Origin of the sequence: Streptomyces durhamensis (assembly GCF_000725475.1) — a bacterium.
GTDB classification, from domain to species: Bacteria; Actinomycetota; Actinomycetes; order Streptomycetales; family Streptomycetaceae; genus Streptomyces; species Streptomyces filipinensis.
In genome coordinates, this window is the sequence record NZ_JNXR01000011.1 from 26,119 (window position 1) to 38,881 (window position 12,763).

Annotated in this window: 12 protein-coding genes and 2 pseudogenes; 9 read left to right on the forward strand and 5 right to left on the reverse strand. The window is 72.6% G+C overall.

What is annotated here, in order from left to right; translation table 11 throughout:
- Positions 1–24 precede the first annotated feature (24 nt).
- The 3 genes and pseudogenes from IO33_RS52515 to IO33_RS52525 all read left to right on the forward strand — a co-directional run.
- Positions 25–846 (forward strand): annotated as a pseudogene (locus IO33_RS52515) (AraC family transcriptional regulator); the annotation flags it as partial.
- Positions 847–904: 58 nt separating this feature from the next.
- Positions 905–1,333 (forward strand): annotated as a pseudogene (locus tag IO33_RS52520) (AzlC family ABC transporter permease); the annotation flags it as partial.
- Positions 1,330–1,638 carry an AzlD domain-containing protein gene (locus IO33_RS52525; RefSeq protein ID WP_031165607.1) on the forward strand — a complete coding sequence of 103 codons (309 nt, stop codon included), beginning with the start codon at positions 1,330–1,332 and terminating at the stop codon, positions 1,636–1,638. The pseudogene IO33_RS52520 and the gene IO33_RS52525, both read left to right, overlap by 4 nt.
- Before the next feature lie 111 nt (positions 1,639–1,749).
- On the opposite strand, the gene IO33_RS0117085 is transcribed toward IO33_RS52525, so the two are convergent.
- Positions 1,750–2,694: a hypothetical protein gene (locus tag IO33_RS0117085; protein ID WP_031165609.1), complete on the reverse strand. Its 945-nt coding sequence runs from the start codon at positions 2,692–2,694 to the stop codon at positions 1,750–1,752.
- A gap of 80 nt (positions 2,695–2,774) precedes the next feature.
- On the opposite strand from IO33_RS0117085, the gene IO33_RS0117090 reads away from it, so the two are divergent.
- Both IO33_RS0117090 and IO33_RS0117095 read left to right on the forward strand, forming a co-directional pair.
- Positions 2,775–2,969: a DUF3046 domain-containing protein gene (locus IO33_RS0117090; RefSeq protein ID WP_031165611.1), complete on the forward strand. Its 195-nt coding sequence runs from the start codon at positions 2,775–2,777 to the stop codon at positions 2,967–2,969.
- 127 nt (positions 2,970–3,096) lie between these two features.
- Positions 3,097–4,341 (forward strand): AI-2E family transporter, encoded by a 1,245-nt coding sequence (locus tag IO33_RS0117095; protein WP_209438870.1) that lies wholly within the window; start codon positions 3,097–3,099, stop codon positions 4,339–4,341.
- Positions 4,342–4,387: 46 nt separating this feature from the next.
- Here the strand turns inward: IO33_RS0117095 and IO33_RS0117100 are convergent, their stop codons facing one another.
- Positions 4,388–5,131: a hypothetical protein gene (locus IO33_RS0117100; RefSeq protein WP_031165614.1), complete on the reverse strand. Its 744-nt coding sequence runs from the start codon at positions 5,129–5,131 to the stop codon at positions 4,388–4,390.
- Positions 5,132–5,364: 233 nt separating this feature from the next.
- Between IO33_RS0117100 and IO33_RS0117105 the strand changes: the two genes are divergently transcribed.
- The 4 genes from IO33_RS0117105 (at position 5,365) to IO33_RS0117120 (ending at position 11,557) form a co-directional block, all read left to right on the forward strand.
- Positions 5,365–6,546 (forward strand): oxygenase MpaB family protein, encoded by a 1,182-nt coding sequence (locus IO33_RS0117105; RefSeq protein ID WP_245235827.1) that lies wholly within the window; start codon positions 5,365–5,367, stop codon positions 6,544–6,546.
- 268 nt (positions 6,547–6,814) lie between these two features.
- On the forward strand, positions 6,815–7,942 hold the full coding sequence (gene recA, locus IO33_RS0117110; RefSeq protein ID WP_031165619.1) for a recombinase RecA: 1,128 nt from the start codon (positions 6,815–6,817) through the stop codon (positions 7,940–7,942).
- A gap of 3 nt (positions 7,943–7,945) precedes the next feature.
- Complete coding sequence (gene recX, locus IO33_RS0117115; protein ID WP_031165621.1) at positions 7,946–8,809, forward strand: recombination regulator RecX; 864 nt, start codon at positions 7,946–7,948, stop codon at positions 8,807–8,809.
- Between the two features lie 219 nt (positions 8,810–9,028).
- Positions 9,029–11,557, forward strand: a complete 2,529-nt coding sequence (locus IO33_RS0117120) for an ABC transporter permease (RefSeq protein WP_031165623.1) — start codon at positions 9,029–9,031, stop codon at positions 11,555–11,557.
- Positions 11,558–11,655: 98 nt separating this feature from the next.
- Here IO33_RS0117120 and IO33_RS0117125 read toward each other — a convergent pair whose 3' ends face one another.
- The 3 genes from IO33_RS0117125 to IO33_RS54090 form a co-directional block, all read right to left on the reverse strand.
- Positions 11,656–12,069, reverse strand: a complete 414-nt coding sequence (locus IO33_RS0117125; protein ID WP_031165625.1) for a rhodanese-like domain-containing protein — start codon at positions 12,067–12,069, stop codon at positions 11,656–11,658.
- Positions 12,066–12,599: a cupin domain-containing protein gene (locus IO33_RS0117130; RefSeq protein WP_031165627.1), complete on the reverse strand. Its 534-nt coding sequence runs from the start codon at positions 12,597–12,599 to the stop codon at positions 12,066–12,068. Before IO33_RS0117130 ends, IO33_RS0117125 begins: the two co-directional genes overlap by 4 nt.
- Before the next feature lie 67 nt (positions 12,600–12,666).
- Positions 12,667–12,753, reverse strand: coding sequence for a putative leader peptide (locus tag IO33_RS54090; protein ID WP_313960178.1), 87 nt, complete (start codon positions 12,751–12,753; stop codon positions 12,667–12,669).
- Between the last annotated feature and the right edge of the window lie 10 nt (positions 12,754–12,763).

Below are 12,763 nucleotides of genomic sequence, written 5' to 3' on the forward strand. Positions count from 1 at the left end.
GCGGAGGCGGGTGGGGACCGGCCGGTGGAGCGTGCGCGGCACTGGCGGTACGACGACCTGCCGGGCGTGGACCTGCTGCGGGCCCGGTACATCCGCAAGACCTTCGTCCGCCACACCCACGAGCACTTCGTCATCGCGGCCATAGCCGACGGCGTCGAGGTCTTCCACCACCGCGGCTCCGACGTGTCCGCGGGAGCGGGATCCCTCGCGCTGGTCAATCCGGACACCCCGCACACCGGCCGCGCCGGCGTCCCCGAGGGCTGGCGGTACGGCGCGGTCTACCCCTCGCCCGAGGTGGTCGCCGCGATCGCGGCCGAGACCACCGCCATCCGCGGGACACCGGGTTTCCTCAGTCCCGTCCTCGACGACCCGTACACCGTCCGCCTGGTCCACCAGGTGCTCCGGGCGGCGGACGAGGGCAACGCGCTGGCCGCCGACACGCTGCTGCGGGTCGCGGTGACCAGGCTGCTGCGGCTGAACGGCGGCCCGCTGCCGGAGCGGCCGGTCCGCACGGCCGGGGCCGGCATCGCGCTGCGCGCGCGTGAGGTGCTGCACGAGCGGATGGCCGAGCCGCCGACCCTGGAACGGCTGGCCACCGACCTCGGCACCACCCCGTTCGCACTGCTGCGGGCCTTCCGTGACCGCTACGGCATGCCGCCGCACGCGTGGCTGACCGACGCCCGCGTACGCCGCGCGCGCCTCCTGCTCGACGCGGGGGCGGCCCCCGCCGAGGCGGCGGTCGCCGTCGGCTTCACCGACCAGCCCCACCTGAACCGGCACTTCACCCGGATCGTCGGCGTGCCGCCGGGGGCCTACCAGCGCGAGCGCAGGAACCCAGGCGAGCCGGGGCCGGAGCGGGGGCGTTGGAACGCGGACGGGCCGGGGCCGGTGCGCGGGCGCAAACGACGAGACCACGGCGGTCACCCTGGCCCAGCCGACCCGGCGCGCCCGGCGGATCGGCTTCACCGTCACCGGGCTCACGCTGTACGTGCTCTGGAACCTCACCACGCTGCTCGGTGCGCTCGGTGCCAAGGCCATCGGCGACACGCGCGCGTGGGGACTGGACGCGGCCGGGCCCGCCGTCTTCCTCGCTCTGCTCGCGCCCATGCTGAAGACGGCCACCGAGCGTACGGTGGCGGGCCTCGCGATCCTGCTGGGCCTCGGCCTCCTGCCCGTCCTGCCGGCCGGTGTCCCGGTCCTGGTGGCGGCCCTGGCGGCGCCGATCGCGCTGGTCGCCGAGGGCCGCCGGATGGGACGAGGCCGACGCGCCGCAGGGGCCGCGGAGGGGCCCCGCGGGGCGGATGGACCGACAAAGCCGAAGGAGGACCGGTGAACACCTGGATCGCGATCGGCCTGACCGCCGTCGGCTGCTACGCCGTCAAGCTCGCCGGGCTGCTGGTGCCCGCGGGCGCCATGGAGCGGCCGTTCGTCCGGCGGCTCGCCGCCCTGCTGCCCGTCGCCCTGCTCGCGGCGCTCACGGCCCAGCAGACCTTCGCCGACGGGCACGCGCTCGTGCTGGACGCACGGGTCGCCGGACTCGGCGCGGCCGCCGTGGCGCTGCTGCTGCGCGCGCCGTTCCTGCTGGTCGTGGCGGCTGCCGTGGTGGTGACGGCGGGCGTACGGGCCATGGGAGGGTGACGGGTGGGTCCGGTACCGCACACGGGTTCCGCGATTGCGGTCGGCCTCGCGCGTGAGGTGACCCGGTTTTGCCGCCCCGCGGGACGCGGCCGGCCGCCGCGGGGCATCGGCTCAGCCGACGAAACGGCCGTACGCCCGCAGGGTGCGCAGCGCCTCGATGGTGACCATGGCGCGTGCCTCCAGTGCGGGGGCCGGGGCCCACTGGCGCCATCGGACCGGCCAGCCGCCGTCGTCCTGCTGCTCCGCGGCCAGGTGGTCCAGGGACCGGGCCATCTCGTCGTCCGTGAACCACGCGCGCGCGAGTGACTCCGGACTCCTGGCGAAGTCGTGCGGGAAGTGGTGCTCGCCGGGGGCGTAGCCGGACGCGACCGGATACGCGCCCGGCCGGTTCGGGTCGAGCACCGCGAGCCGTTGCTCGCGCACCATGCGGCCGAGCCGGTCCGCGGCGGCCTGCGCGCGCGAGCGGTCGGGAGCGGCGTCCAGGAACACCACGGCGGCCTCCACCTCGTACGGGTGGGACTTCTCCAGGGACTCCACGGCCTGCCAGCAGAAGTCGGTGGCCCGGAACAGCCAGGCGTGCCACACCTCGTTGCGGTGCAGCAGCCCGACCACCGGTCCGGTGGCGAGCAGCTCGCTGGGAGGATCGTCGACGATCGGGACGAACGGTGCCGTGGGATACCCGCGCTGGCTGGGGCGGATCGCCGGCAGGGCGCCGTCCGCGCTGGAGACCGAGGTCAGGTAGCGGCACACGCGCTCGACCCGCTGCCCGCCGCAGCGCCCGATGGCGTCAAGGACGCGCAGCGCGTGCGCGGTGTGCAGAGGCTGGCTCACCGGGCCGCGCAGATCCGGCTCCAGCGCGTGCCCGTATCCGCCGTCCTCGTTGCGGTAGGCGTCCAGTGCCGCTTCCACCGCGTCCGGGGTGCCGTGCAGGAAGTGGTGCGCGAACAGGCGCTGCTCCAGCACGCGCGCGGTGAGCCACACGAACTGCTCGGCGCGGAAGAGCGGGGAGCGCGCCGGGGGCGTGGAGGGGAGTGGGGAAGCTCCGGTTTCGGCCATGCGTCAGACCGTAGGGCGGAAAGCGGTCTCGGCAAGCGCTCCCGGCCGGGGCCCACCCCCAGGGGCGGGATACTGGAGTCATGCGGTTGACGGTCTTCTGGCAGCGGATGGCGGAACACTTCGGTCCGGGGTACGCCGACACCTTCGCACGCGATCACGTCATGTCGGAGCTCGGCGGGCGCACGGTGAAGGAGGCGCTGGCCGCCGGCTGGGACGCGAAGGACGTGTGGCGCGTGGTCTGCACGGTCATGCAGGTACCGGGCGAGCGGCGCTGACGCCCCGGCCCGGGCGCTGCCCGAAACGCCCCGGATCGTCCGTGCGGCTCGGGGTCCTACGGCACCGATCGGTCACGAAGACCGCAGGTGGGCGCAGGTTGTCGGTGGCGTGGGCGAGACTTGGCGCGTGGCACCCACTGACGAGACCAACGAGCCGCTGCCCCGGCAGGCGGCACCGACCGGTACGACACCGCCGGACCGGCCCCCGGCCCCCGGCGCCGTCGCTGCGGCCGGCCGCATGCCGCGCTGGCTGCCGCGCGCGATGGTGCTCGCGCTCGCGCTGATCGCCGCGTTCCAGCTCGGCAGCTGGGCCTTCCACCAGCTGACCGGGCTGTTGATCAACATGTTGATCGCATTCTTCCTGGCCCTGGCGATAGAGCCCGCGGTGAGCCGGATGGCCTCCCGCGGCATGCGCCGGGGGCTCGCGACCTTCCTGGTCTTCCTCGGGTTGACGATCGTCGCCGCCGGGTTCGTCACGTTGCTCGGCTCCATGCTGGCCGGCCAGATCATCAAGATGGTCGAAGGCTTCCCGGCCTACCTTGACTCGCTCATCAACTGGATCAATGAGACCTTCCACACGGAGCTGCGGCGTGTGGACGTCCAGGAAGGCCTGCTGCACTCCGACTGGCTGCGCAAGTACGCGCAGAACAGCGCCGCCGGGGTCCTCGACGTCTCCGCGCAGGTGCTCGGCGGGCTGTTCCAGCTGCTGACGGTGGGGCTGTTCTCGTTCTACTTCGCCGCCGACGGTCCCCGGCTGCGCCGCGCGCTGTGCTCCGTGCTGCCGCCCGCCCGCCAGGCCGAGGTACTGCGCGCCTGGGAGATCGCCGTCGACAAGACGGGTGGCTACCTCTACTCGCGCGGTCTGATGGCGCTCATCTCCGGCATCGCCCACTACATCCTGCTCCAGGCCCTGGGCGTGCCGTACGCGCCCGTGCTCGGTGTCTGGGTGGGTCTGGTCTCGCAGTTCATCCCCACCATCGGCACCTACCTCGCGGGGGCGCTGCCGATGCTGATCGCGTTCACCGTCGCGCCCTGGTACGCGGTGTGGGTGCTGGTCTTCGTCGTGGTCTACCAGCAGTTCGAGAACTACATGCTCCAGCCCAAGCTGACGTCCAAGACGGTCGACATCCACCCGGCGGTCGCCTTCGGCTCCGTCATCGCGGGCACCGCGCTGCTGGGCGCCGTCGGTGCGCTGATCGCCATCCCGGCGGTGGCCACCCTCCAGGCGTTCCTCGGGGCGTACGTGAAGCGGTACGCCGTCACGGACGACCCCAGGGTGTACGGACACCGCGGCCGGGGGCCGGGCGGCCCCGGGATGCTGGCGCGGATACGCCGGCTGCGGGCCGCTGAGCCCGAGACGGAGGAGGCGTAGGGCCGGTGCCGCGCCGGTCCCGTCTTCCGCATGGCCGGTCCTGTCCTCAGTACGTCAGCACCGCCCACACCCCCGCCCCGGCGACCGCGGCCGCGTAACAGCCGGCCGCCGTGGCAACGATCCGCCGGCGGGTCCGCTCGCTCCAGGGCGAGCGGGACAGCAGCCAGGCCAGCGCGGGCAGGACGAGCACGGCGTGCAGGCTCACGCCGTGCAGGGGCTTGAGCGGGGCGGTCGAGTGGTAGGCGGCCTCCTGGTGGCCGGTCCTGGTCAGTACGACGCCGCGCGCGATCATCGCCGCCCCGGACGCCAGCGCCACCAGCAGGAGCGCGAACCCGGAGCGGACCGCGAGCGGCATGCCGGCGGGGCCTGCCGGCCGGTGCCGGAAGGATGCGACGGCGAAGACCGTGAGCAGGGCGACGAGCACGCCGCCGCCCACCGCGAGCGTCATGGACACCGCGGTGTCGAAGCGGGTCTCCATGTTCAGGTGCGAGGGCACCCGGCGCCACGCCTGGAGGGTGATCCCGCCGACCTCCACCACGCAGTCGGCGGAGAAGACGAGCAAAAGGGCCGAGCGCAGCCGCGGACCGACACGCAGGTACGACGTGACCCAGGTGATCGCGATCAGCGTCAGCCCGAAGGAGAGCCCGAAGGTGACGGGCTTGCGCCAGGAGACGGGGCCGTCCCACGGGCCGCCGTCGACCGCGAACACCAGCAGATGCACGAGACCGGACAGGACGAGGAGCAGCCCCGTCGCGTGACAGAGCCGGTCGACGGCGCGGGGATTCTTCATGGGCCAAGGCTCCCGGGAGCGGCCCGCGCGGTCGTCGTCCGGCCGAAGGCACCCGCCGTACACCACGGGAAGCAGCGGTGCCCGAGGCCGATGTCCTGTGCCGGTGAGGTGTGAGCAGCGTCGGCGAAGTGTGAGTGGCGCCGGTCGCGGGGGGCGTTCTTCGGCGGCGCCCGGACCTTGGCATGTCCAAAAACTGATCGCTCAAAGTATTCGATCTGCCACGGTGTGTGATCATGCGTGCGTTGGCCGACGGCTCCGTCCGGGAGTCGCCCATGACCTGCTTCCAGGAGGCCGGAATGCCTGCCGGTGTGTGGACGAACGACGTGCTGGACCGGATGCGGGGGACCGGTGACGCGGTGGGCGACGCCGCGATCGCCGAGATCTACGAGCTGGGGAGGCAGGAAGAGGTGCGGCAGGCGCTGCTCGCGTTCGGCAAGAACGGCGACGCACTGCCCGCCGGCCTGCCGTCCCGGCTCCAGCGGTACTTCGAGCAGACCTCCGCACTGCCCGAGTGGGCCGACCGGGAGCTGATCGAGCGCGGTCGCGCCTTGCTGGGACGCTACGAGACGCTGGTCGTCTCGACACTGCTGTGCGCCTCCCTCCCCCTGTGCTACGGCTGCGGAGACGGGGCCCAGGTGCTCGCACGTTCGCAGCGCCTGACCTCGGGGGTGTACCGCAGGCTGATGGAGACCTCGCAGTTCGTGGTCGACGTCCTCGACGACGGGGGCCTGGAGCCCCGCGGGCGTGGGATCCGCTCGGCACAGAAGATCCGCCTGCTGCACGCGACCATGCGCTACCACGTCGGCCGGCAGGGCGACTGGACCCGGGCGTGGGGCCTGCCGGTCAACCAGGAGGACCTGGCCGGGACGCTGATGAGCTTCTCGGTGGTCATCCCACGGGGGCTCGGCCGACTCGGTGTCGACCTGCCGCCCAGGGACCGCGACGCCTTCTTCCATGTCTGGCGGATCGTCGGGTACGTCCTGGGGGTCGATGACCGGCTGAACCCGTCTTCCTTCGACGAGGGCGCGGAGCTCTTCGACACCATCCTGCGGCGCCAGCAGAAGTCCTCGGAGGCCGGCATCGCCCTGACCAAGGGCGTGCTCGACTTCATCCGTGAGGTCCTGCCCGGACCGGTCTTCGCCGGAGCCGGGCCGACACTGATCCGGCACCTGATCGGGGACCAGGCCGCCGACCTCGTCAAGGTTCCGCCGGCGGACCTCACCAAGTCGGCGCTTCAGGCCGGGTCCGTGCTGAACTACGGCTACGGGAAGGCCGGCGACACGGCGCCCCTTGCGGCGAAGGCGGCGAGCGAGCTGGGTCTGGTCGTCTTCAAGAACGGCCTGCGGCTGAGCAACAAGGGCCGCCGCTACGAGTGGCAGGTTCCCACCGGGTTGACCGAGTCCCACCCGTCCTGACCTGGAAAGCCGGACCGGGCGGCGCGGGGCGCCTGAGCATGGCGGCTCAGGCGCCCCCTCCGCAGACGTGGTGGCGCTTGACACGAAAATCGAACATCCATTCTCATGGAGGCTCAGGCGAGGCTTCGGGTGGTGGATTTCGTCCCGTTTTGCTGGAGGAAGTCCCTCGGTTATCCACAGGCTGGGCCTGCGTCGGGGCGCATTGTCAGTGGCAGGCGTTAGCGTCTTTGACGTGAAGCGATCGACTCAAGCAAACCGGGTGGAACCCATGGCAGGAACCGACCGCGAGAAGGCGCTCGACGCCGCGCTCGCACAGATTGAACGGCAATTCGGCAAGGGCGCGGTCATGCGCATGGGCGAGCGGTCGAAGGAGCCCATCGAGGTCATCCCGACCGGGTCGACCGCGCTCGACGTCGCCCTCGGCGTCGGTGGCCTGCCGCGCGGCCGTGTCGTGGAGATCTACGGACCGGAGTCCTCCGGTAAGACGACCCTGACCCTGCACGCGGTGGCGAACGCGCAGAAGGCCGGCGGCCAGGTCGCCTTCGTGGACGCCGAACACGCCCTCGACCCCGAGTACGCGCGCAAGCTCGGCGTCGACATCGACAACCTGATCCTCTCCCAGCCGGACAACGGCGAGCAGGCCCTGGAGATCGTGGACATGCTCGTCCGCTCCGGCGCGCTCGACCTCATCGTCATCGACTCCGTCGCCGCGCTCGTCCCGCGCGCGGAGATCGAGGGCGAGATGGGCGACAGCCACGTCGGTCTGCAGGCCCGTCTGATGAGCCAGGCCCTGCGGAAGATCACCAGCGCGCTCAACCAGTCCAAGACCACCGCGATCTTCATCAACCAGCTCCGCGAGAAGATCGGCGTGATGTTCGGCTCCCCGGAGACCACGACGGGTGGCCGGGCGCTGAAGTTCTACGCCTCGGTGCGCATCGACATCCGCCGCATCGAGACCCTGAAGGACGGCACGGAGGCAGTCGGTAACCGCACCCGCTGCAAGGTCGTCAAGAACAAGGTCGCCCCGCCCTTCAAGCAGGCCGAGTTCGACATCCTCTACGGCCAGGGCATCAGCCGCGAGGGCGGCCTGATCGACATGGGCGTGGAGCACGGCTTCGTCCGCAAGGCCGGCGCCTGGTACACGTACGAGGGCGACCAGCTCGGCCAGGGCAAGGAGAACGCGCGCAACTTCCTCAAGGACAACCCCGACCTGGCCAACGAGATCGAGAAGAAGATCAAGGAGAAGCTGGGCGTCGGGGTCCGGCCCGAGGAGCCCGCCGCCGAGCCGGGCACGGACGCGGCGGTCACCAGCGCTGCAGCCGACGACGCCAAGACGACGCCCGCCCCGGCAGCCGCCAAGGCCACCAAGCCCAAGGCCGCCGCAGCCAAGAGCTGACCCGTGACACGACGAACCGACTGGGCCGAGTACGAGTACGCCGCCACCCCCGGCCCCCTGCGGGGAAGGGGCAGCGGAGGCTACCCGCACTCCGCTCGGGGCGGTGACGACGGACACGGGGAGGACGGTCAGGGCGGGCACGACGAGTACCGCGGACCCGGGGGCCGCGGGGACGACGGCGACGCCCACCCGGGCGGCACGGGCGGCGACCCGTACGGGGGTGGCTCGTCCGGCCACGACTCCGGCAGTGGCGTCGGCCCGCGGGGCGGCCGGGGGCGGGGCCGGCGGCGGCGCGGCTTCGGGGACGCGCCCGGTGAGGACGAAGGCCCCCCTTCCTCGTCGAGGGCCGAGCGGGGGGAGTCTTCAGGGGACCCGGTTGAGCGGGCACGGGCGATCTGCCTGCGCCTGCTCACCGGGACCCCGCGCACCCGCAAGCAACTCGCGGACGCCCTGCGTAAGCGGGAGATCCCCGAGGACGCGGCCGAGGAGGTGCTGTCGCGGTTCGAGGAGGTCGGGCTGATCGACGACAGCGCGTTCGCGGACGCCTGGGTGGAGTCCCGGCACCATGGGCGGGGACTCGCGCGCCGGGCGCTCGCCCGGGAGCTGCGCACCAAGGGGGTCGACTCGGCGCTGATCGACGAGGCCGTCTCCCAGCTCGACTCCGAGCAGGAGGAGACGACGGCCCGGGAGCTCGTGGCCCGCAAACTGCGCGCCACCCGAGGCCTCGACCGCGACAAGCGGCTCCGCCGCCTCGCCGGCATGCTCGCCCGCAAGGGCTACCCCGAGGGCATGGCCCTGCGGGTCGTCCGCCAGGCCCTGGAGGAAGAGGGCGAGGACACGGAGTTCCTCGGAGAAGGGGACTTCTGAGTCCCCGGGGCGGCGCGGGCGGCTTCGGATCGCGGGTCCCGCCGGGCTGCTGAAGGTACTCGGTGGGGTTAACCCCCGCCGAAGACGCCGGACCACCGCAGTGCTCTCCCGGCCCCGCGCGGACGATTCTGTACGCACGCTCCGGACCATGGCACGCACCCCGCCGAGGCCGGCCGCGTACGACCCAGCCGACGCGCACAACAGAAGAGAGCCCGCTCGATGATGCTGCGATACGCCCTCCGGACCGTCCGTGCACGAAAGGCGGGTTTTCTCGGCGCCTTCCTCGCGTTGATGTGCGCGGCCGCTCTGATCACCGCCTGTGGCACCCTCCTCGACACCGGCCTGCGTGGCACCATCCGCACCGAGCGCTACGCCGCCGCCCCCGTCGTGGTCTCCGGCGACCAGTACGTCCACCAGACCACCGTCAAGCACAAGAAGGGCAAGACCAAGGTCAAGCACAAGGCGAAACCCATCGCCGAGCGCGCCTGGCTCCCACAGGAACTGCGCACCAGACTCTCCCATGTCCCCGGTGTGGCCCGGGTGGTGCCCGAACTCACCTTCCTCGCCCAGCCGTTGACCCCGGCCGGCACCGGCGGCCGTACCGCCTACGGACATGCCTGGGAATCCGCCGTGCTGACGCCGTACCGGCTGACCGCCGGCAGCGCGCCCACGTCCGACGGGGATCTGGTCATCGACAGCGACCTCGCGGCACGGGCCGGGCTGCGGCCCGGTGACCGGCTCGCCGTGCAGTCCACGCGGGCCCCGCGTGGTTACCGCATCACCGGTATCGCCACCCCTGCCACCGCCGTACGCCACCAGACGTCCCTGTTCTTCTCCGCCGCCGAGGCCCGCCGGCTGGCCGCGCACCGGGGGCAGGTCAGCGCCTTCGGCGTACTGCCGGCCAAGGGGACGGACGCCGGGCAGGTGCGCGACGCCGTGGCGCGGGCTCTGCACGGCACCACTGCCCAGGTCAGCACCGGGGCAGCCCGTGGGCCCGTGGAGTTCCTGGACGCCGCTGCCGCCCGCACCCGGCTGGTCAGCATGGGCGGCGCCATGGGCGGAACCTCACTGCTGGTGGCGGTGCTCGTGGTCGTCGGCACCTTCGCGCTCACCGTGCAGCAGCGCCACCGCGAACTCGCCCTGCTCCGCGCCATCGCCGCCACGCCCGGGCAGATCCGCAAGCTCCTCGGCCGGGAGGCGCTGATCGTCGGCACGGCGGCGGGCACCACGGGCGCGCTGCTCGGGCTGCCGCTGGGCAGCTGGCTGCACGCCAGGTTCGTCGCCCTGGGCGCCGTACCCGACACGCTCGAGCACACCGTCAGTGTCTTCCCGCCGCTCGCCGCCCTCGCCGCCACCCTGCTCGGTGCCTGGGCAGCAGCCCGGATCGCCTCCCGCAGGATCGCCCGGATCCGCCCGACCGAGGCTCTGGCCGAGGCCAGGGCCGAGCGGACCCGTCCCGCCTGGGGGCGGACAGCCGCCGGACTGCTGCTGCTCGCCGGTGGAGCCGTCCTCGTCGTCGTCCTCACCTCCCTGCGCACCGAGCCCGCCTCGACGCCCGTGACCTTCCTCGCCGTCGTCGTCCTGTCCACCTCCGTCGCCCTGCTCGGTCCCCTGCTCGTCGAGGCGGCCGCGCTGCTGCTCGCCGGCCCGCTCCGGCTCACCGGCCACGGCGGCCGCCTCGCCACCGCCAACCTGCGCGGCAACGCCGCCCGTATGGCCTCCGTCGTCACCCCCCTCACCCTGCTCATCGGCATGACCTGCACCGTGCTGTTCGTCCAGTCCACGCTCGGCGACGCCGCCCGCAGCCAGGCCCGCGCAGGTGTCCGAGCCGACTGGGTCGTCGCCGCGCAGGGGCCGGGCGTCCCCGCAGAGGCCGCCCGACGGCTGCGCACGGGAGACGACACCGTCACCGAAGTCGTCCGGACGACCATCCGCGTGGGCCTCGACAAGTACCCCGCGCAGGGCGTCACCCCGGCGGGTCTGACCCGCACCTGGGATCCGCAGGTCACCGCCGGCTCCCTCGACCGGCTCGGCCCCGGCACGGTCGCCGTCAGTCAGCTGGCCGCGGACCAGCACCATGTGAAGCCCGGCAGCACCCTGAAACTCACCCTCGGTGACGGCACGCCCGCCACGCTCACCGTCGCCGCCGTCTACGCCCGGGGTCTCGGCTTCGGTGACTTCACCTTCTCCCACGACCTCGTCGCCCGCCACGTCGACAACCCGCTCGCCTCCTCCGTCCTCGTCGGCACGACCCGTACACAGACACAACTCGCGACTACACTCCGTGAGTTCCCGGGGCTGCGGATTCTTTCGCCGGCCGACGCCGACGCTCTGCAGGCGGACCGGCAGCGGACGAACGCCGAGGTCAACTATCTCGCCATGGGGCTCGTGCTGGCTTTCACCGCCATCGCCGTCGTCAACACGCTCGCCATGTCCGTGGCAGAGCGTGTCCGGGAGTTCGCCCTGCTCCGCCTCGCCGGCGCGACCCGCCGTCAGGTGCTCCGGATGCTGCGCACCGAGGTGCTGTCCGTCCTGTTCCTCGCCACCTCGCTCGGCAGCGGGATCGCCCTCGCCGTGCTCACCGCGTTCAGCGCCGGGATGACGGGCCGTGCGGCGCCGTCGGTCACGCCTCTGCTCTATGTCACCGTCGTCGGGATCGCGGGCCTGCTCGCGCTCGTGGCCAGCTCGGTTCCGGGGCGGGCGGTGCTGCGGGTGCCGGCGGTGACGGTGGCCACGGCGAAGGAGTAGGAGCCGGGACGGACCGCGAGGAACCCCCGTGCCGGGACACGGGGGTTCCGAGCGCTTCCGGTGCCCGCTGTGCTCCAGGTCCCCGCGGGCGCCGCGGATCAGGGGCTCGCCGGCTCCACCGGGAGTCCCGCCGCGCGCCACGCCTGGAAGCCGCCCACCAGGTCCGTCGCCCGGTGCAGGCCCAGTTGGTGGAGGGAGGCGGCGGCGAGACTGGAGGCGTAGCCCTCGTTGCAGATCACCACGACGCGCAGGTCGTGACCGGTGGCCTCGGGAACGCGGTGGCTGCCCTGCGGATCGAGGCGCCACTCCAGCTCGTTGCGCTCGATGACGAGGGCACCGGGAATCAGCCCGTCCCGCTCCCGCAGGGCCGCATAGCGGATGTCGACCAGCAGCGCCGTACCGCTCCGCGCCGCCTCGTGCGCCTCACGTGCCTCGATGCGCCGGTAGTCCGCGCGGACCCGCTCCAGCAACGCGTCGATGCCGACCGGCGCTCGGCCGAGGGTGCCGCTCACTGCCAGTCCTCCGGGCGTTCGACCTGCTCCAGGCGCAGCACCTGGCCGGTGCGACTGTAACGGCGGATCCGCGGCAGCGGCGGGTGGTAGGCGTGGACGGAGATCGCGTGGCGTTCGCGGGACTCGTTGAGGACCTCGTGGACATGGTGATGGCCGAACGCACGGCCCTCGCCGGCCGGCAGCCGGCGTTCGCGGTCCACGCCCTCGGAGAGTTCCAGGGTCTTCCAGCCGTCGGTGGGCAGCCGGGCGGCGAGCGAGTTCTCCCTGAGTTCGCCGGAGGCGGTGAGGAACGCGCCGACCGAGTCGGCGTGGTCGTGCCAGCCGGTCCCGGTGCCGGGCGGCCAGCCGATCAGCCAGGCCTCACTGCCTCCCGGTCCCTGCAGCCGCACCCAGGTGCGGCCCTCGGGGTCGAGCGGCAGGGAGGCGATCAGCTCGGCGTCGGCGGCCGTACGTCGTACGAAGTCGAAGAGGTCCGCCTGCGTGGGTGCCGAACCGACGGCAGGGGACGCGGAAGGAGAGGGAACAGACACGGACACACCGTCCTGAAGTGGGTTCGCGGAACGGGCGCGCGACGGCGCCCGAAAAAGGAAGGCGAATTCAGCAGGACGGACGACACACGCAGCCCGCATAGCGGACGAGGTCCATATGGACCCTCCGCCACAGGCGCACACAGGTGTCGGTCATGGTCCGGAGT